The sequence below is a fragment of the Zavarzinia sp. CC-PAN008 genome, from assembly GCF_051903925.1.
GTDB lineage: Bacteria > Pseudomonadota > Alphaproteobacteria > Zavarziniales > Zavarziniaceae.
This window is the reverse complement of the sequence record NZ_CP173678.1, coordinates 2,025,095-2,042,899: the sequence shown is the minus strand read 5'-3', so window position 1 is coordinate 2,042,899 and position 17,805 is coordinate 2,025,095. Positions and strand designations below refer to the sequence as shown.

At 69.7% G+C, this 17,805-nt stretch carries 20 protein-coding genes; 10 read left to right on the top strand and 10 right to left on the bottom strand.

All coding sequences use genetic code 11. The features are described from left to right. Positions 1 to 2 precede the first annotated feature (2 nt). Positions 3 to 1,190 carry an amidohydrolase gene (locus ACI6GS_RS09505; protein ID WP_439817550.1) on the bottom strand — a complete coding sequence of 396 codons (1,188 nt, stop codon included), beginning with the start codon at positions 1,188 to 1,190 and terminating at the stop codon, positions 3 to 5. 478 nt (positions 1,191 to 1,668) lie between these two features. Between ACI6GS_RS09505 and ACI6GS_RS09500 the strand changes: the two genes are divergently transcribed. Then, complete coding sequence (locus tag ACI6GS_RS09500; protein ID WP_439817549.1) at positions 1,669 to 3,471, top strand: L,D-transpeptidase family protein; 1,803 nt, start codon at positions 1,669 to 1,671, stop codon at positions 3,469 to 3,471. Positions 3,472 to 3,944: 473 nt separating this feature from the next. Further along, positions 3,945 to 4,793, top strand: coding sequence for a DUF882 domain-containing protein (locus ACI6GS_RS09495; RefSeq protein ID WP_439817548.1), 849 nt, complete (start codon positions 3,945 to 3,947; stop codon positions 4,791 to 4,793). Positions 4,794 to 4,860: 67 nt separating this feature from the next. Here the strand turns inward: ACI6GS_RS09495 and mepA are convergent, their stop codons facing one another. After that, the gene (gene mepA / locus ACI6GS_RS09490) at positions 4,861 to 5,730 is read right to left on the bottom strand and encodes a penicillin-insensitive murein endopeptidase (protein WP_439817547.1); all 870 of its coding nucleotides are present in this window, start codon (positions 5,728 to 5,730) and stop codon (positions 4,861 to 4,863) included. Between the two features lie 63 nt (positions 5,731 to 5,793). On the opposite strand from mepA, the gene ACI6GS_RS09485 reads away from it, so the two are divergent. Both ACI6GS_RS09485 and ACI6GS_RS09480 read left to right on the top strand, forming a co-directional pair. After that, a complete protein-coding gene (locus ACI6GS_RS09485; protein ID WP_439817546.1) occupies positions 5,794 to 6,729 on the top strand; it encodes an alpha/beta fold hydrolase in 936 nt (311 codons plus the stop codon). Continuing rightward, positions 6,710 to 7,252 carry a methylated-DNA--[protein]-cysteine S-methyltransferase gene (locus ACI6GS_RS09480; RefSeq protein WP_439817545.1) on the top strand — a complete coding sequence of 181 codons (543 nt, stop codon included), beginning with the start codon at positions 6,710 to 6,712 and terminating at the stop codon, positions 7,250 to 7,252. Before ACI6GS_RS09485 ends, ACI6GS_RS09480 begins: the two co-directional genes overlap by 20 nt. Here ACI6GS_RS09480 and ACI6GS_RS09475 read toward each other — a convergent pair. From ACI6GS_RS09475 to ACI6GS_RS09460, 4 genes are all read right to left on the bottom strand, one after another. Further along, on the bottom strand, positions 7,224 to 7,634 hold the full coding sequence (locus tag ACI6GS_RS09475) for a PaaI family thioesterase (protein WP_439817544.1): 411 nt from the start codon (positions 7,632 to 7,634) through the stop codon (positions 7,224 to 7,226). The two genes, ACI6GS_RS09480 and ACI6GS_RS09475, sit on opposite strands and share 29 nt — an antisense overlap. A gap of 77 nt (positions 7,635 to 7,711) precedes the next feature. Further along, entirely contained in the window at positions 7,712 to 8,221 is a 510-nt protein-coding gene (locus ACI6GS_RS09470) for a TerB family tellurite resistance protein (protein WP_439817543.1), read from the bottom strand. A 94-nt stretch (positions 8,222 to 8,315) separates the two neighbouring features. Continuing rightward, positions 8,316 to 9,095 (bottom strand): SDR family oxidoreductase, encoded by a 780-nt coding sequence (locus ACI6GS_RS09465; protein ID WP_439817542.1) that lies wholly within the window; start codon positions 9,093 to 9,095, stop codon positions 8,316 to 8,318. Next, complete coding sequence (locus tag ACI6GS_RS09460; RefSeq protein WP_439817541.1) at positions 9,095 to 9,415, bottom strand: nuclear transport factor 2 family protein; 321 nt, start codon at positions 9,413 to 9,415, stop codon at positions 9,095 to 9,097. The genes ACI6GS_RS09465 and ACI6GS_RS09460 overlap by 1 nt, the downstream gene beginning before the upstream one ends. A gap of 97 nt (positions 9,416 to 9,512) precedes the next feature. On the opposite strand from ACI6GS_RS09460, the gene ACI6GS_RS09455 reads away from it, so the two are divergent. Next, the gene (locus ACI6GS_RS09455; RefSeq protein ID WP_439817540.1) at positions 9,513 to 10,421 is read left to right on the top strand and encodes a LysR substrate-binding domain-containing protein; all 909 of its coding nucleotides are present in this window, start codon (positions 9,513 to 9,515) and stop codon (positions 10,419 to 10,421) included. A gap of 27 nt (positions 10,422 to 10,448) precedes the next feature. On the opposite strand, the gene ACI6GS_RS09450 is transcribed toward ACI6GS_RS09455, so the two are convergent. Both ACI6GS_RS09450 and ACI6GS_RS09445 read right to left on the bottom strand, forming a co-directional pair. Continuing rightward, positions 10,449 to 11,264 carry an SDR family NAD(P)-dependent oxidoreductase gene (locus ACI6GS_RS09450; protein WP_439817539.1) on the bottom strand — a complete coding sequence of 272 codons (816 nt, stop codon included), beginning with the start codon at positions 11,262 to 11,264 and terminating at the stop codon, positions 10,449 to 10,451. A gap of 68 nt (positions 11,265 to 11,332) precedes the next feature. Next, positions 11,333 to 11,566: a DUF1127 domain-containing protein gene (locus ACI6GS_RS09445; protein ID WP_439817538.1), complete on the bottom strand. Its 234-nt coding sequence runs from the start codon at positions 11,564 to 11,566 to the stop codon at positions 11,333 to 11,335. 135 nt (positions 11,567 to 11,701) lie between these two features. On the opposite strand from ACI6GS_RS09445, the gene ACI6GS_RS09440 reads away from it, so the two are divergent. The 3 genes from ACI6GS_RS09440 to ACI6GS_RS09430 are packed head-to-tail and all read left to right on the top strand — an operon-like array spanning position 11,702 to position 14,152. Continuing rightward, positions 11,702 to 12,574: a LysR family transcriptional regulator gene (locus ACI6GS_RS09440; RefSeq protein ID WP_439817537.1), complete on the top strand. Its 873-nt coding sequence runs from the start codon at positions 11,702 to 11,704 to the stop codon at positions 12,572 to 12,574. Position 12,575: 1 nt separating this feature from the next. Continuing rightward, on the top strand, positions 12,576 to 13,226 hold the full coding sequence (locus tag ACI6GS_RS09435; RefSeq protein WP_439817536.1) for a methylated-DNA--[protein]-cysteine S-methyltransferase: 651 nt from the start codon (positions 12,576 to 12,578) through the stop codon (positions 13,224 to 13,226). A gap of 50 nt (positions 13,227 to 13,276) precedes the next feature. Further along, the gene (locus ACI6GS_RS09430) at positions 13,277 to 14,152 is read left to right on the top strand and encodes a TauD/TfdA dioxygenase family protein (RefSeq protein ID WP_439817535.1); all 876 of its coding nucleotides are present in this window, start codon (positions 13,277 to 13,279) and stop codon (positions 14,150 to 14,152) included. A 40-nt stretch (positions 14,153 to 14,192) separates the two neighbouring features. On the opposite strand, the gene ACI6GS_RS09425 is transcribed toward ACI6GS_RS09430, so the two are convergent. Further along, entirely contained in the window at positions 14,193 to 15,053 is an 861-nt protein-coding gene (locus tag ACI6GS_RS09425; protein ID WP_439817534.1) for a LysR family transcriptional regulator, read from the bottom strand. Between the two features lie 110 nt (positions 15,054 to 15,163). Here ACI6GS_RS09425 and ACI6GS_RS09420 point away from each other — a divergent pair, with 110 nt between their 5' ends. Then, positions 15,164 to 16,192, top strand: a complete 1,029-nt coding sequence (locus tag ACI6GS_RS09420) for a bile acid:sodium symporter family protein (protein WP_439817533.1) — start codon at positions 15,164 to 15,166, stop codon at positions 16,190 to 16,192. A gap of 7 nt (positions 16,193 to 16,199) precedes the next feature. Here the strand turns inward: ACI6GS_RS09420 and ACI6GS_RS09415 are convergent, their stop codons facing one another. Then, positions 16,200 to 16,802, bottom strand: a complete 603-nt coding sequence (locus ACI6GS_RS09415) for a GNAT family N-acetyltransferase (protein ID WP_439817532.1) — start codon at positions 16,800 to 16,802, stop codon at positions 16,200 to 16,202. A 171-nt stretch (positions 16,803 to 16,973) separates the two neighbouring features. On the opposite strand from ACI6GS_RS09415, the gene ACI6GS_RS09410 reads away from it, so the two are divergent. Beyond that, a complete protein-coding gene (locus ACI6GS_RS09410; protein ID WP_439817531.1) occupies positions 16,974 to 17,804 on the top strand; it encodes a Ku protein in 831 nt (276 codons plus the stop codon). The last annotated feature ends 1 nt before the right edge of the window (position 17,805 follow it).

Here is a 17,805-nt window from a genome sequence, read left to right as displayed (position 1 = left end):
GACTAGGCGCTGAGCGCCTTGCCGGCGTCGAAGGCGTGGACCACCTCCTCGCGCAAGGCGGCATCGCACATGAAGTCGATCGCGGTCATGGCCAGCGCCTTGGCCCCGTCCAGCGCCGCGCGGTCGCCCATCGCGGACCCTGCCCAGTGGGTGAAGGCCGGATTGTGGATGACGACATCGGGCGGAGAAGCCTGGATCAGGGGGTGGATCGCAGGAACGTCGTGGCTGACATTGCCCATGTCGGTCGATCCGGCCAGGCCCGGCGGCAGGGTCTCGATCCCGATGAAGTGGCGGCCCAGCGCCTCGCCATTGCGCTGATAGCGCCCGGCGAGCGGCCAGTTGGTGTTGAGGTCCAGATAATCGACACCCGCCCAATTGAGCTCGACGGTACATCCGGTCGCCTCCGCCCCCGCGCGGAGGCATGCCTCGACCCGCAGCTTCAGCGCGGCCAGGGCGGTCGCGTTGGCGGCCCGGGCGTAATAGCGGGCGGCCGCGCGCTCCGGCACGATGTTGGGTGCCTGCCCGCCGTCGGTGATGATGCCGTGCAGCCGCTCGGTGTGGCGGATGTGCTGGCGCAGCGCCGCAATCGCCTGGTAGCCCAGGACCACGGCGTCGAGCGCGTTCACGCCCAGGTGCGGCATGGCGGAGGCATGCGCCGACTTGCCATGATAGATCACGTCGATCTGCGCGATCGCGATGGTCGGCATGGTCGCCATGTCCATGCCCGACGGATGGATCATCATCGCGGCATCCAGGCCCGCGAACGCTCCGGCCCGGCGCATCAGTTCCTTGCCGCCTCCCGCCTCCTCCGCCGGGGTGCCGATGAGGCGGACCCGCCCCGGCAGGTCGCGGCCCAGCGCCAGCAGGCCCAGCGCCGCTCCTGTCGACGCGGTGGCGATCAGGTTGTGGCCGCAGGCATGGCCGATGCCCGGCAGCGCATCGTATTCCGCAAGCATGCCGACCAGCGGCCCGTCCGAGCCGAAGCTCGCTTCGAACGCGGTCGGCAGGCCCCACGCCCCGACCTGTCCGCGCAGGCCCGCCCGTTCCGCCGTCGCCGCAAGTGCCGCGACCGCCTCCACCTCCTCGAAGGCCAGTTCGGGCTTCGCGTGGATGGCGTGGCTCAGGGCCAGCAGGTCGCCCGCCATGTCGTCGATCCGGGCGCAGACCGCCCGCTTCAGCGCTTCCGTCACCGGTTCCTCCCGCGTCTCCATTGCCTTTGGGCCGTCGGCGGCCGCCGCCCGGATCAGACCACGAAGCGAGGGGTCAGGCCAGCAAGACGCCGCCTGCGGAACCCGAGCGTTCCCGTGGTGTTCAGTGTGCGATGGATCACAAGGCGTGTGATGTTTTTGGCACGCGATGTCGCTATCGGGCCTGTCGGGGCGGGCAGCCCTTGCAGCACGGCGTTCCAATGCCGTTCTGTGAGCAATGAGTACAGGTCCATCACCGGTCCGGGTGACCAGGGGAGTTCGTGCTGTGTTCAAAGCCGCGTTCTGTCGTTCGACTGCCCTGGTGCTGATTCTCGGGATGGCCTCAGGCCTCGCACAGGCGGAACAGGCAGCGACCGGGCCAAGCCAGGCTGAACAGAGCGCGCCTGGACGGATCGTCACGGAACCGAACGCGATCGTCCCCGACGCGGGCAGCATTGCACCCGCCCAGGTCGCCGCACCCATGGCTGCGACCATGCCCGCGGAGGTGGTGCCGGATGCCGGTGCCGCGATCATGGCGCCGACCGACGACCCCCAGGCCATCGCCGAGGATCCCGACGGCCCCGACAGCGGGGCCGTGGTCGAGATGCCGCCGCGCGTGCCGGTCGCACCCCCCGTTGCCCCCCCGGCCGCGCCGCCGGTCGACACCCTGGCAACGCCCGTTCCCGTGCCGCCCCCGGCTGTGGCGACGCTGCCGGCGGACTCCGCGCTGGCCCAGCAGCTCGATGCCTTCGCCCGCGAGGCCAGCCTGCCGCAGGCCGAGCGTGACCAGATCAGCGCCTTCTACGCACAGAATGGCGGGGGTCCCGTCTGGGTCGCCGGCGACCGGCCGAGCAGCGAGGCGGCGGAGACGATCGCCCTGCTGGCCGCGGCGCACAACGTCGCCCTGGATCCACAGCGTTATCGTCCGGGCGACCTGGCGACCCTGTCGGGCGAAGCGGGCAGCGCCGCGCTGATGCGCTTCGAACTGGCCATGACCCGGGCCGCGCTGCGCTACGTCGCCGACCGGACCGGGGCACGCCTGGCCTCGCTCAACCTCTCGCCCGAGATCGAGGTGCCGGCCCTGGCGCCCGACGCGCCCGGCCTGCTGCGCCAGGCCGCCAACGCGCCAAATGGCGACATTTCCGGCGCGCTGGCGGCGTTGGGCCCGCAGGATGGAAACTTCCGCGGCCTGCTGGCGACACTCGACGCCTACCGCACCCTGGCGGCGCAGGGCGGCTGGGCCGTCATCCCGCTGCGCGACCGCGACAAGATCGAGCCAGGGCAGATGGACGACCGCATGCCGATCGTGCGCGCCCGCCTGGCGGTGACGGACGGCGCGCCCATCGTGGCCGCGGGCGATCCCAGCCATTATGACCCCGACCTGGTCATGGCGGTGGAACGCTTCCAGGTCCGCCATGGGCTGAAGCCGGACGGCGTCATGGGCCGCAACACGCTGAAGGCGATGAACCGCACCGTGGAGGAGCGCATCGCCCAGTTGGAAGTCGCGATCGAGCGTGCCCGCGCCACCCGCGCCGACCTGGGTCCCAGCTTCATCCAGGTGAACATCCCCGAGTACAAGCTGCGTCTGGTCAAGGACGGCACGCTGGTCTGGGAGACGAACGTCGTCGTCGGCAGCACCCGCCGCAAGACGCCGCTGATCACCAGTCGGATGCAGACCGTGATCTTCCGTCCGACGTGGACCGTGCCGGTGAAGCTGGCGGGCCAGGACATCGTGCCGAAGGTCCTGCGCAACCCCAACTATCTGGCTGAGCACGGTTTCCGCATCTATGACGGCTGGGCCGCCGATGCGCAGGAGATCGACCCCACCCTGATCGACTGGACGACGGTGTCGCGCACCCGCTTCCCCTATCGGCTGCGGCAGGATCCGGGCCTTGCCAACTCGCTGGGCCAGGTGAAGCTGATGTTTGCCAACAGCCATTCCGTCTACCTGCATGACACCCCCGACCGCCACCTGCTGTCGCGTGACGTGCGCGCCTACAGCTCGGGCTGCGTGCGCGTCCAGGATCCCTTGCGCCTGTCGGAGTTCCTGCTGGAACGCAACGGCAATTGGGATCGTGCGCGGATCGACCAGACGGTGGCGACCGGCGGGAGTCCGGTTTCGGTCGGCGTTCGGGACTCGATCGCGATCCAGTTCATCTACGTGACGGCCTGGATGGGGACGGACAACCAGATCCAGTTCCGCGACGACATCTATGGCACCGATGCGCGAATCGACACCGCCCTGAAGCGCGAAGGGGCCCGGCTGGTCGCGGATGCGACTTGAAATCACGCCACAGCGCGCGGCCGCACCGACGGTCGCGCGCGCGAAGCCAATTCTGCATCGTGTGATTCCAAGGGCTTGAGGGCCCGTGCCGCGCGCCCCAGCGGGCGCGGAGCGGCCTGCGCCTCACGCCAATGTTTCACCATGCTGCCAAAAGCGGCTGGACACCCCGAATTTCGCTGGTACCGTCCTTGTCGTGCACGGCCCTTCGGGACGCCTTGCACCAACAGGCAGGTAGGCAGAGTGGGGTAGTGCGAATGCAGGGTCCAAGCGAGGACAAGGACAAGCTCGCTCTCAGGCGCAGCATTCTCAAGCTGACCGCAGGCGGGTTCATGGCCGCGGCCATCTCAAGGATCGCGAACGCCGCCAGTGGCAACGCGCCGGTTCCTCGCTCGAAACCTGGTGAAACTAATGTCGCAAGCGACGCCCCGGTTCCCCGTGCCCGGCCAGAAATCGCACAGGACCTGGGCGACAATGTGGCAGCCGTCGATGCGGCCCCCCTGCCCCGGTCGCGACCGCAGGACCTGATCCCCGCCGACCTGGCCGAGTGGGAGGAGGAGGGCAGCATGGCCCCGATCCCGCGCCAGCGGCCGGAGGCCCCCCGCGTCATCGCCCGCCTGATCGAGCCCGAGGTGGTGGAGACCGACGACGGGCCGGATGAGAGCGAGGCTGAGCGCCTGCGCACCCTGATCAACGCGCCCATTCCCCGCGCCCGGCCGGCCGTGCGCCAGGGCGGTGCCGGCTCGCGCCAGACCGTCGCGGCACCGACCCGCCGCACCCTGATGGGCCTGCCGCCCGCCGACCTGGACCTCAACCACGAGAGTGAGGGGCTGCAGGCCGCGGTCCTGCGCCAGATGCCCGCGCCGCTGGTCGTGCCCCCGGGCGCCCGCCGCCTGAGCCTGTACAACGTGAACACGCTTGAGACGTTCGACGACGTCTATTGGCAGGATGGTCGCTACGTCCCCGCGGCCATGCGCAAGCTGCGCTCGTTCATGCGCGACTACCGCGCCAATGCCAGCCGCGACATGGACCCGCGGCTCTATGACCTGCTGCACTCGATCGCGCACAAGGCTGGCTCGCGCGAGCCGTTCAAGGTGATCTCGGCCTATCGCTCGGCCCGCACCAACGCGTCGCGGGCGCGGCGTTCGCGCGGGGTGGCCAAGAACAGCTATCACGTGAAGGGCATGGCCATCGACATCGCGCTGCCCGGCTATTCGCTGCGCGGGCTGCAGACCGTGGCCCTGTCGATGAGTGCCGGCGGCGTCGGCTACTACAGCCGCTCCGGCTTCGTGCACGTGGACGTCGGTCCCGTCCGCACCTGGTAGCGGCCGCTGGATTCACACACAGGCCGGATCCCCGGGATCCGGCGTTTTTTCGTCTCGGCAGAAGGGCTCAGGGGGCGGCCAGGACCGCCTCGCACGCCGTCGGCATCGGCGGCGGGGGTGGCTTGGCCGCGGGTGGTCCAGGCCGGCGCGGTGGCGGCGGCAGGAACCATGCGTCCAGGCTGGCATCGCAGCCGTCGCCAGGCGGTATCGCATCCTGCGGGGTGCACAGGGGCTGGCCTGCGGGGCAGCGCAGACGCACGTGGAAATGACCGTCATGGCCGACCCAGGGCCGGATGCGACGCAGCCATGTCCGGTCACCCTGCACAGTCTGGCAGAGGTGCCGCTTCAGCACGAAATTGACAAAGATCCGGTCGACGCCGGGCTGGATCGCGAAGCTCTTCAGCATCGTCACCTGGTCCGGCCCGAATCGGCTGAGGTCGACCTGCCGACCATCCGGGCTCAGCGTGCTCTGCGGCTGCCACGCTTCGCGCAGGGAAGGGTCAAGCGGGCGCTGCACCGTCGTGAACATGATGTCGGCGTCGATGCCGGTCTGGTGGCTGGCATGGCCCGAGGGCATGGGCCCGCCGCGCGCCTGGGCCATGTCGCCGATCAGGATCATCGGCCGCCGGCCGCGCTGCAGCAGCGTCGTCGCATCCCGGATCGTGCGCAGCAGGTCGGGATGACCCCAGAAGCGGCTGCGTTCAAGGCGCACCACCTGCCAGCCTGGGCCCAGCGCCGGCAGTGCCACGGCGCCGGCCACGCAGCCGCGGTTCGTCTTGCCGATCACCTGGGCGGGGCCGGCTGCGGGCGTTGTGACGCGGCCCCAGGCAGCATCATCCGCCTTTGCGGCGGGCGCTGCCGCACCCATGATGCCGGCGACCAGAAGACAGAAGAACGGCCGGACGACGATCCCGGCCAGATGCTGCAGAGGCTGCATAACGCGATTCACCGGACTGACTTCGACCCACGCGCGACCCACGCCACGGGTTGCCCCCGCACCATGACCGCCCCCATCCCCGGCGTCGAGAACCGCATCACGGTTGAGACCGCCCGCGGCCGCTTTTCGGCCCTGACCTGGCCGGCGCCCACGCCGCAGGCCCCGCTGCTGCACTTCGCCCATGCGACCGGGTTCAACGCACTGACCTACCGCCGCCTGCTGGCCCGCCTCGCCAGCCGGTTCGAGGTGCATGCCATCGACCTGCGCGGCCACGGCTTCACCCAGGCCGATGCCGACCCGGCCCACCTGACAGGCTGGGATGTCTATGCCGAGGATATCGCCACCTACCTGGGGCGATTGGGCCGCCCCGCCCTCCTTGTCGGGCATTCGATGGGTGGTGCCGCCAGTGCCCTGGCCGCGGCACGCCATCGTCACCTGGCATCTGGCGTCCTGCTGATCGAGCCCGCCGCCCTGCCGATCACGCGGATGCCGCCGGTCGTGCTGATGCAGAAGCTGGGCCTGGTCAACCGCCTGATCCAGCGCCTGCCGCTGTCCCGGCAGACGCTGCGCCGTCGCGCCGACTTTCCCAGTCGCGACGCGATGATGGAGGCCTATCGCGGGCGCGGCGCGTTCCGCACCTGGAACGATGACTGGCTGCGCGACTATATCGACGGCGGCACCCGCGACCTGCCCGACGGGGGCGTGACGCTCGCCTGCACGCCCGCGTGGGAGGCCCGGACCTTCGCCATGGTCAGCCCCCGCGTGTTCGATGCAATCGCCCGGATCAAGGCACCGGTCGCCCTGCTGCGGGGCCAGCATGGCACCACCTTTGGCGACGGCTCGGCCCGCGTGGCGCGACTGCTGCGGCCCGGCCTGCCCGATACGCTGGTCTCCGACGCCAGCCATTTCCTGCCGATGGAGCAGCCGGACCTGGTGCTGGATACGATCAACCGCTTTGCCGACCGCTGGCTGCATGACCATGGCCGCAGGGCTGCCTGACACGCTGTTCCACGGCAGCCACCCCACGCCGCTGGGCGATGCCCTCCTGGTGTGGGATGGCGACGGCATCCTGCGTGGCCTGGACTGGGCCGATTGCGCCGACCGGCTGGCGCGGCTGATGGCGCGGCACTGTCCGGGCCTGGCACCGCGCCAGGCCCCACCGCCCGACGCGCTGAGCAACGCGCTGGACGCCTATTTCGCAGGCTCGCTCGGTGCGCTGTCGGCAGTGCGCTGGGCGACCGGCGGAACCGCGTTCCAGCAATCCGTGTGGCAGGCCCTGGTCCGCATCCCGGCGGGACGGACGCAAAGCTATGCCGCGGTGGCCGCGACCGCGGGCAGGCCCGGCGCCATGCGCGCGGCCGGTGCCGCGAACGGCGCCAACCCGATCAGCCTAGTCGTACCCTGTCACCGGGTGATCGGCAGCGACGGCACCCTGACAGGCTATGCCGGCGGCCTGCCGCGCAAGGCCTGGCTGCTGCGCCACGAAGGCGCGCTCAGAGGGCCATCTGCGTCTGGGTCGTGAGAGAGACCAGCCGGCCCTTGCCATCGGTCACGCGCGTCTGCCAGACCGATGTGCGGCGCCCGACATGGATCGGCGTCGCCTCGGCCTGCAGCGTGCCTTCGGTGGCCGCGGCAAAGAAGTTGGTCTTGGATTCCAGCGTCGTTGTGCCCTGCGCCCCTTCGGCCAGGGTCAGGAAGGCACCGACCGCCCCCACCGTGTCGGCCAGCGCCATCAAGGTGCCGCCATGAACCCGGCCATTGGTCGTCATCAGGTGCGGCGCCACGTCCAGCTCCGCCCGCACGGCGTCGGGGCCAGCGGCAATGAAGCGGATGCCAAGGTGCTCGCCCAGAGTACCCTGGAATGCCTTGGCGATCTGCCTGGTCTGGGGGTCCTGTTCGGTCATCGCCGTCTCCCTCGTGTCTGTCGCACAAGGAAGCCAGGACGATCAGGCCCCGTCGATTACCCTGGGGGTAAACCCCGCTAGTCCGCCAGGGTGGAGGGCAGGCGCTGGCCCGACAGCATCATCTGGTGGCGGAAGCGGACCTTCTCCATTGCGCGGTGGCCGTGGGCGACATCGAATCCCAGGCGCTCGGCCACGGTGCAGATCAGCGCCCGCTCCATCGCGTGGAAGTCGCTGTCCTGCCAGGCGATGTCGGCCATCATCTCCAGCAGCTCGACCCGCTCCTCGTCGTTGAAGTTGTCGCGGACCGAGTTGATCATCCGGCCCAGCTTGTCCTCGTGGTCGACGCAGACGCGGATCGTGTCCAGAAGGTCCCGCACCTCCTTGGTCGACAGGCCAAAGCGCACCGCCAGCAGGTCGATCAGGCGCTCGTACTCGACGTCCTCGACATCGCCGTCCTTGACCAGCACCTCGCACAGAAGTGCGCCGGCGGCGAGGTGGATCGTGGGCACGTCATGATCGAAGGCCTCGCGATCGGCGTCCGGCGTGAAGAAGTTGTGGATCATGTCCTTCAGTCGCCGGATCGGCATCAGCGCCCCCTCAAGCCCGCGCACGGATTGCAGATTCCGAGATATCGCACGAATCTTGAGGGAGCGTTAACCCTGACCGGAAGCCCTTCGTGCGTCAGACGGTGGGCACGGTCCCCCCGTCGATCACATGATCCGCGCCGGTGATCGCGCTGGCGAGGTCGGACGCCAGGAAGGCGATCAGGTTCGCCACCTCGATCGGCTGCGCCGGGCGCCCCAGCGGGATGCCGCCCAAGGCGTCCATGATGATCCTGCGCGCGCCATCGACGTCCGTACTCGCGCCCTGGGCCAAGCGCTCCGCGAAGACGACCGAGCCCTCCGTGTAGATCCAGCCCGGTGATACCCGGTTCACGCGCACGCCCTTGGGGCTGACTTCCTTGGACAGGCTCTTGCTGTAGGTGGAGAGCGCAGCCTTGGCCGCCGCATAGGCCGTGGTCGCCTCCGGCAGGGGCATGATGCGCTGGATCGAGCTGACATGGATCACCGCGCCGCCGCCCCTGGCGATCATGCCGGGGATCAGGCTCCGGTCCAACCGGATGGCAGGCATGAGGTTGAGGTCCAGCTCCTTCTGCCACTCGAGATCCGACAGGGCCGCGAATCCGCCGGCCGGCGCGGACGAGCCGCCCAGCATGTGCACGATGATGTCGACCCCACCAAGCCGGTCCTGGACGGCTTCGGCCAGGCTGGCGCAGCCATCGGCGGACATCAGATCGGCAGCGACGAACATGTCCTCCGGCAGGGTGTCGGGCCGCGCGCGGGCCGCGGTGAGAACGCGCGCACCAAGTTCGCGAAACAGGGCGACAGTCGCGGCACCGGTGCCCCTGGTCCCGCCCGTGACCACGGCACGCTTGCCCTTCAGCGTCAGAATCCCGGTCATCACGCGATCCTCAGGGCGGCGATCTTGCCTGCCCGTAGCGTGAAGTCGAAGCGCAGGACCAGCGGGCTGTTGGGGAAGGCGCCGTTGACCTTGGCGTGAACCTTGACCTTGTCGCCTGCCCCCAGCGTCTCGAAGGGCTCGGCCACGTGGTTGTATTGCGCCTTGGCCGCGACCCACCAGGCCCGGATTGCGGGCACGCCGGCGATCCGCGCGCCCTCATCCTCGACCACGGCATCGGCGGCGAAGGTGGCGGCCAGGGCATCCGGATCATTGGTCCGTTCGGCGTCGAAGAAGGCTTCCACCGGGTTGGTCGTTGTCATCGCGTCGCTCCATCAGGTTGATGCCCAACAGATAGCGCTGGGCGATCATGCCAATAAGTGGGATAAACAAGCATGTCGTATTGCGGAAATCGGGATAATGATTCAAGTCGGACTGACGGAACTGGACGCAGTGATGGCCATCGCGCATCGCGGGACGTTCCGGGCCGCGGCCATCGACCTGGGCCTGTCGACCACGGCGCTCAGTCATGCGATCGGCAAGCTTGAGGCAAGGCTTGGGGTCAGGCTGTTCAACCGCACGACGCGCAGCGTGTCCCTGACCAATGCCGGTCGGATCTTCATCGACCGTGTCGGACCCGCGCTCCAGGACATCCATGGCGCGCTGGAGGATGTCCGCGCGCAGCGTGACACGCCGGCCGGCACCATCCGGATCAACGCGGCGCCCTTTGCCGCGCGGGAAATCCTGGCGCCGCTGATCCTTGACTTCCTCCGGCGCTATCCGGACATGAGGGTCGATCTGGTCACCGAGGGCCGTCTGGTCGATATCGTCGCCGACGGCTTCGACCTGGGCGTGCGGGTCGAGCACCTGGTGCCCAGCGACATGATCGCGATCCCGCTGGGCCTGCCGCAGCGCTATGCCGTGGTCGCGTCGCCGGACTATTTCCAGCGCCATCCGAAGCCGCTGGTGCCGACCGACCTGCTGAATCACCAATGTGTACGCGTTCGTCTCCCCGACGGTGCGCTGTTCCGCTGGCGCTTCGAGAAGAGCGGTCAGACGGCCCAGATCGACGTCGACGGGCCGATCACGCTGGATGAAGCAAGCCTGGCCCGCACCGCCGCCCTGGAGGGGGTGGGCATCTGCTGCTTCCTGGAGTCGAACGTCCGGGCCGATATCGACGCGGGCCGCCTGATCCGCGTCCTGGAGGACTGGACGCCCGCGTTTTCCGGCCTGTGCCTCTACTATCCCGGGCGGCGGCACCTGTCGGCGGGGCTGAAGGCCTTCCTGGCCGCTGCGCGCGACCATGGGCGGGGTGCACGCGCCCGATGAGGCAGCACCCCGCCTGGAGCCGTTGTCCTAAAGCGCGTGGGCGAAGGCCTGGTCGATGCGGTCGAAGCGCCGCTTCACGAAGCCTTGCGCTTCCTTGTGGGTGACGATGAACAGGTCGTTGCGCCGGATCGAGTCGACGACCAGGTCGCCCACGTCGGCCACGTCCAGCGTCCGGCCCGCGAGGGCCGCCAGTTCGTCGTCGGAATAGGTGCGGTTGGCCGTGGGACCGCCCAGATCCGCAGGCCGGTTGCGATAGGAATGGTCGATGTTGGTGGCGACCCGCATCGGACACAGGACGGACACGCCGATGCCATGGTCGCGCAGGTCCTTCTGCAGGCACTCGGCCAGGGCCACGACGCCGAACTTGGTCACGCAATAGGGACCAAGCTCGCGATTGGCGACCAGGCCGGCGAAGCTGGCCGTGAACAGGACGTGGCCGCCCTGGTTCTGCTTCACCATGCGCGGCACGAAGGCCTCAACCCCATGGATCGGTCCCCACAGGTTGACGTCGATCGACCATTTCCAGTCGGCATGCGTCATATCCTGCGTCGGGCCAAAGACGGCGACGCCCGCATTGTTGAACAGGACGTGCACCGCGCCGAAATGGCCGAAAGCCCGCTCGGCCAGGGCGTCGACGCTCTCCTTGGAGGCCACGTCGGTGCGCACCCCGATCACGTCGGCGCCGTCCGCCTTGAGCCCGGCCACGGCCTTGTCCAGCACGCCCTGCTCGATATCGGCCAGGACGAGCCTTGCACCCGCCCGGGCCAGCGATTGCGCAGTGGCCAGGCCGATGCCGCTGGCGCCCCCGGTGATGACGGCCACGCGGCCCTTGAAGTCGTCCATGCCGATCCTCCCTTCGTCTTGTGGGGGAGGATCCTTGCAGACGGCCCCGGCACGGGGAAGAGGGCGTCTCAGTCCTCCCACAGCGGGCCGGGACGCCCGCCGCGCACGACGCGGTCGATCTCGGACCGGGTCAGGCCGATGTCGCGCAACCGCGCATCGTCCAGCCCCATCAGGTACCAGGCAGCCTTGCGCGCCTTCCATTCGGCCCACAGGGCGGGCACGAGATCGAGCGCGCGGCGCAGGATGCCGCCATGGGAAGTCCGGCGACCCTGTGCCGTCGCCCGCGTGCCGATCATGGCCATGACCCAGTCTCCTTATGCGGAAACCCCCTCGGGGGTTGTGCTGCACCTGGATATAGGCCATCCCCTTGAATCACGAAAACTAATGTTTATGATCCATACATAACGTCGGATTATGTCTTGGCAGGTGGGCGGCAGATGGCACGGAACATCGACATCGGCCTGTTGCGGGCCTTCGCCACGGTGGCGGAAACCGGCAGCATGACGCGGGCCAGCCGCCTGCTCCACGTGACGCAGGCCGCGATCAGCCAGCAGGTCAAGCGGCTGGAGGAGCTCCTGCAGGTCCAGCTGATCGACCGCAGCGCGCGGCAGCTGACGCTGACCCCGGCGGGGGATTCCGTGCTGCTGCACGCGCAGCGCATGCTGGGCCTGAACGACGACCTGTGGGCGACGATGACCCAGCCGCCGCTTGCGGGCGAGGTCCGCCTGGGCGTTCCCAGCGATATCCTGCGCCCGTTCCTGCCGCCCGTCCTGAAGAGCTTCGCCCAGTCCTGGCCGGGCATCCAGGTGCGCCTGGTGGGCACCGCCACGATTCCCCTGATCGAGAAGCTGGAAGCGGGCGAGATCGACCTGACCCTGACCACGGAGGAGGATTGCGGCCCCGGCTGCGAATCCCTGCTGGAGGAGGAGCTGGTCTGGGTGGGCGCCCGCGGCGGCCGGGCCTGGCAGCGCACGCCCGTGCCCCTGGCCTTTGGCGAGCCGCGCTGCACCTTCCGCAGCGCCATGACGCGTGCCCTGCGCAATGCCGGGCGCGACTGGCGCATCGTCACCGACAACAGCAATTGCGAGACGATGCTGGCCACGGCCGAAGCCGACCTGGCCGTGGTCGCCATGCTGCCCACGGCGGTCCCCGACCATTTCGAGGTGCTGGGCCCTGAGTCGGGCCTGCCCCGCCTGTCACGCTTCCACATCAACCTGCGCGTGCCGTCGCAAGGGGCCTCGAAGCTGGGATCCGCCCTTGCCTGTCACATCCGCGAGCAGTTCAGCGGGCGCTACGCCCAGGCTGCCTGAGATGACGGCCGCCGCAACCCAGGGCTACCACCAGTTCGATAGCGCGATCGGCCCCTGCGCCGTCGCCTGGGGCACGGACGCCGCAGGGGGGCTGTGCCTGACGGGCGTGCAATTGCCCGAGGGCGACGCCGCCGCCGGCCTGCGCCGCCTGGCCCGCCTGCATCCACAGGCCGGTGCCATCGCCCCGCCAGCGGACGTGGCCGCCTGGATCGCGCGCATCCTGGACCTGATCGCGACCGGACGGGGGGACCTGTCGGACCTGCGATTGGACCTGGCGCGCGTACCCCCCGCAGACGCCGCCGTCTATCGCCTGGCCGTGGCCATCCCGGCGGGGGAGACGCGCACCTATGGCGCGCTGGCCAAGGCGTTGAACCCGCCCGGCAACCCCCGCTTCGTGGGTCAGGCGCTGGGCCGCAATCCCTGGCCCATCGTGGTGCCCTGCCACCGCATCCTGGCGGCACAGGGCGGAACCGGCGGGTTTTCCGCGCGCGGTGGGGTCGGGACCAAGCTGCGCCTGCTGGCCATCGAGCGCGCGGTCCTGCCGGGTGGGCCCACCCTGTTCGATGGTGATCCCGGCTTTGGCCTGTCTGTCGCGCCAGACGCCCGGTTCACCCGGGACCCGCGCCGGCCACCATCCCGCGGCAGGGATTGACCGAACGGCAACGGGATCGCAGAGTTGACTCTGCCGATTGAGCGGAGGCCATGCGGGCAATGGGACTGAACTTCCGGATCACGGCCATCCGGCCAACCTTCGGCGCCATTGTCGAAGGCTTCCAGGTCGCCGACCTGGACGACGCGACGTTCCCCGCGATCGAGGACCTGTTCAACACCCGGGGCCTGCTGGTCTTCCGCGACCAGCGCCTGACGCCTGCGCAGTACGCGGCCTTTGCCCGGCGCTTTCCCCATGGCGACGGTCCCCTGGTCTACAAGGACCACACCCTGCCCGGCTTCCCCGAGATCCAGGCCCTGGGCAACTATGCCGAGGGCGGCGAGGCCAAGGCCAGCCTGAACCAGATCGGCATCGAATGGCACACGGACGGCACCTCGCGCCGGCTGCCTTGCGTCGCCACGATGATCCACGCCGTGCAGACGCCGCGCGCCGGCGGCGACACGCTGTTCTGCAGCGGATACACCGCATACGACCTGCTGGACGCGGCGACCCGCGCCCGGATCGACGGCGCGCGCGCCACCTACAACCTGGCGAACATCAAGAGCGCGGTCGAGACGGCCAGCGACCAGGGGCCGACCCGCCTGCTGGTCGAGGAGGACCAGCCCGACGTGGTGCATCCGCTGGTCCGCACCCACCCGGTGACCGGGCGCAAGGCGCTGTGGACCACCTATGCCGAGGTCGCCCATATCGACGACCTCAGCCAGGCGGACAGCGTCGCCCTGATCCACAGCCTGCTGGCGCCGGGCACGCGCGACGAACACATCTATGCCCACCACTACCTGCCGGGCGACCTGGTCGTGTGGGACAACCGCTGCATGCTGCACTCGACCACGCCCTATACCTATCGCGACGAGGTGCGCCTGGTGCACCGGATCGCCCTGAACGGGCCGGAGCCGCTGCGCGTGTAGTGCGCTCTCCCTCCCCTATTGCAACAGAGGGGGGCGGGGCCTAGGCCACCTCGCGCAGGCGTTCGGCATTGGCGAGGAGGGCCGCCATCAGGGCGCCGGCCGCTCCTTGCGGGCGGCGGCTGGGGCCGATCACCACGAATTCGATCTGGTCCAGCGCCGGCAGGTGCGGCGACGGGGCGACCGGCGCCAGTCCGGGCGGGATGAGGCGCCCAGAATGGGCCGCCAGGCCCAGGCCCGCCATCGCAGCCGCACGGATCCCGCTGAGCGAGGAACTGGCGCAGGCAATGCGCCAGGACCGGCCGGCGCGCTCCAGCGCGTCGAGCGCCAGGGCCCGGGTGATGCTGGGCGGCGGATAGAGCACCAGGGGCAGCGGCTGGTCCGGATCGGGCCTGAGGCCGGGGCGGCCGACCCAGACCAGATCCTCCCGCCAGGCCGCCTCTCCCCGGTCGTCGCCACTGCGCCGCTTCACGAACATCACGTCGAGTTCGCCTGCGTCGAACTTCTCGTACAGCGTGCCCGACAGGCCCACGGTCAGTTCCAGGTCGACCGACGGGTGCGCCTGCGTGAAGTCGGCCAGCACCGCGGGCAGTCGGGACAGGGCAAAGTCCTCGCACGCCCCGAAGCGGATCCGGCCCCGCAGGTCGGAGCCGGTGAAGAAACGCTCCATACGGGCATTGGCGCCGAGGATGGTGCGGGCAAAGTCAACCAGGGCATCGCCGTCCGGTGTCAGCGCCACCGCATGCGTGTCGCGCGCCAGCAGGCGCCGGCGCAGCGCCTCCTCCAGGCGGGCGACATGCTGGCTGATGGTCGATTGCGGCAGGCCCAGCCGCCGCGCCCCGCCGGTGAAGCTGCGGGCCTCCGCCACCGCCAGGAACGAGCGCAGGAGGTTGGGATGGATCATCGCCGCCGCCTATCCACATTTTTGATAACTGATACCCGGATCATCCGGATATGCAATGGGACCGCAATCCCCTAGGTATCGCGCAACCACCCCGCACTGCTGGCGCCCCCATGACCCGCCTCGTCCCAGGGCTTCTGGCCCGGCTGCCCGTCGACCCCTACCTGATCGCGCTGGTCGGCACCGTCGTCGTCGCCTCGATCGTGCCGGCGCAGGGCTCGGGCGTGCCAGTCGTCAACGCGGTGGTGCAACTGGCGGTCGGGCTTCTCTTCTTCCTCTATGGTGCGCGGCTGGCGCCGGACGCGGTGATCGCGGGCATCCGCCACTGGCGGCTGCAGTCCCTGGTCCTGGCCCTGACCTTTGTCCTTTTCCCGGTCCTGGCCATCGTCCTGGCCAGCCTGACGAAGGGCGTGATCGCCGAGCCGCTGCGCCTGGGCCTGCTGTTCATCGGCATCCTGCCGTCGACCGTGCAGTCCTCGATCGCCTTCACCTCCATCGCGCGGGGGAATGTGCCGGCGGCCCTGTGCGCGGCGTCGTTGTCGAACCTTGCCGGCATCCTGGTAACGCCGGTCCTGTGCGCGCTGCTGATCGGCGGCCATGGCGACGGCTTTTCGCTGGACGCGCTGGGCCGGATCTCGTTGCAGCTGCTGCTGCCATTCGTGCTGGGGCAGCTGGCGCGGCCCTGGATCGGCGCATTCGTCACGCGGCACAAGAAGGTGCTGTCCTACGTCGACCGCGGCTCGATCCTGCTTGTCGTCTATGCCGCCTTCAGCGCCGGCGTAGTCGCCGGCATCTGGAGCCAGGTCGGGCTGGGCTCGCTGCTGCTGGTGATGGTGCTGGACGTCGTGCTGCTGGCGCTGGTCCTGGTGACCTCCACCCTGGTCGCGCGGATGGGCGGCTTCAACAAGGAGGACGAGGTGGCGATCGTCTTCTGCGGCTCGAAGAAAAGCCTGGCGGCCGGCATTCCCATGGCCAACGTCCTGTTTCCCGCGGCGGCCGTCGGTTCCGTCGTGCTGCCGCTGATGCTGTTCCACCAGATCCAGCTTTTTGCCTGCGCCGTTATCGCACGCCGTTATGCCGCCCGCCCGACCGAGGCGGAGGGCGCGCTGCAGGCGGCGGCCGTGGCCGGCGCTTCGCGGTGATCGCGCCCTAGCCGCGCGGCGCGCGCAGCATCGACCAGAAGCGGGGACCGTCGTCCGGCGCGTGCCACTCCGCCTGGACCTCGAACCCCAGGTGGCGATAGAGGCCGACATTCGCCGGCGTCGCCGTCTCCAGGAACGCCGGCAGGCCCGCCGCATCGGCGCGCGCCAGGCCCACGCGAACCGCGGCCCCGCCCCAGCCCTTGCCCTGGTGGTCGGGTCGGCAGCCCAGGAAGTGCAGGTACCAGAAGGGCCCGCGGGGGTGATGGCGGTTGATCGCCGCCTCCAGCCGCAGGGCCCGCAGCACCGCGCCGCCGAAGATCCCCAGCACCTGCGGCGTGCGCACCAGCGTCTCTGCCAGGGACGGATGCGCGCGGCCCGGCCCACGCCAGGATGCCGCCACCTCGCACCCCGGCGCCGTGTCGATCACGCCGGCGCGCCGGTCGGACGACCAGAACATCGCAAACATGCGGGGCAGCGCGCGGCGACGCACCGCGGCATCCGGAAACAGGTGACCGAGCGCTGGATCATCCTGGAAGGCCAGCGCCAGCGTTGTCTGCACGGCCTTGGCCTGGCCATCCTGGGCGGGACCGATGCCGCGTGCCGAATCCATGCCTGTCTCCCCTGTCCCCGAACGCAGTTCAGGGCAGGTGGAGAGGAAATGCCAGCGTCGCGAGTCGCGATGCCGGACGGTTGGCGCGGAACGCAGCCCCCACCTGGCGCGTTGACAAGCGATGCGAGGCGCCGACGCCGCGCCCATGCACGCACCAGGCGGGACGGGACCATGGCCACACGCGCAAGCTGGAAGGGCTTCATCAGGCTGGGCGCCCTGTCCTGCGCCGTCGCGCTGCACGCCGCGGTGTCGAGCAGCGAGCGCGTCAACCTGCACATGGCCAACCGGCGCACGGGCAATCGCCTGAACCGCGTCTTCGTCGACCAGGAAACAGGACGGCCTGTGCCCCGCGAGGACCAGGTGAAGGGTTACCAGAAGGAGCCCGGCAGTTATGTGATGCTGGAGCCGGAGGAGGTCGCGGCCGTCGTTCCCGACAGCGACAAGGTGCTGGATGTCGGGGACTTCATCCCCTGCGACCAGGTCGACCGCGTCTATCTGGACCGGCCCTACTACCTGGTGCCGGACGGCACGGCGGCGGAGCCGGTCTATGCCGTGCTGCGCGACGGGATGCGCAGGTCGGGGACGGCCGCCCTGGCCCGCACCGTCCTGTTCCGCCGTGTGCGCACCATGCTGATCCGGCCGTTGGACGACGGGCTGCTGGCCCATACGCTGAGCTTCGACTACGAGGTGCGGCCAGCGGCGAAGGCGCTGGGCGGCATTCCCGCCTTCAAGGTGACGGACGAGATGCTGGATCTCGCGCGCCACATCATCGAGACAAAGGCCGGCAGCTTCGATCCCGCGACGGTCGACGACCGCTATGACACGGCGCTGGCCGAACTCATCCAGGCCAAGATCGCCGGCAAGCCCTTGCCAAAGGCTCCCTCGCGCAAGCCCGCCAAGGTGCTGGACCTGATGGAAGCCTTGCGCCAGAGCGCCCAGTCCCGGCCAGGGACGGGCGGGGCCAACAAGACCAAGGCAGCCCCGCGTCGCAAGGCGTCGTGAC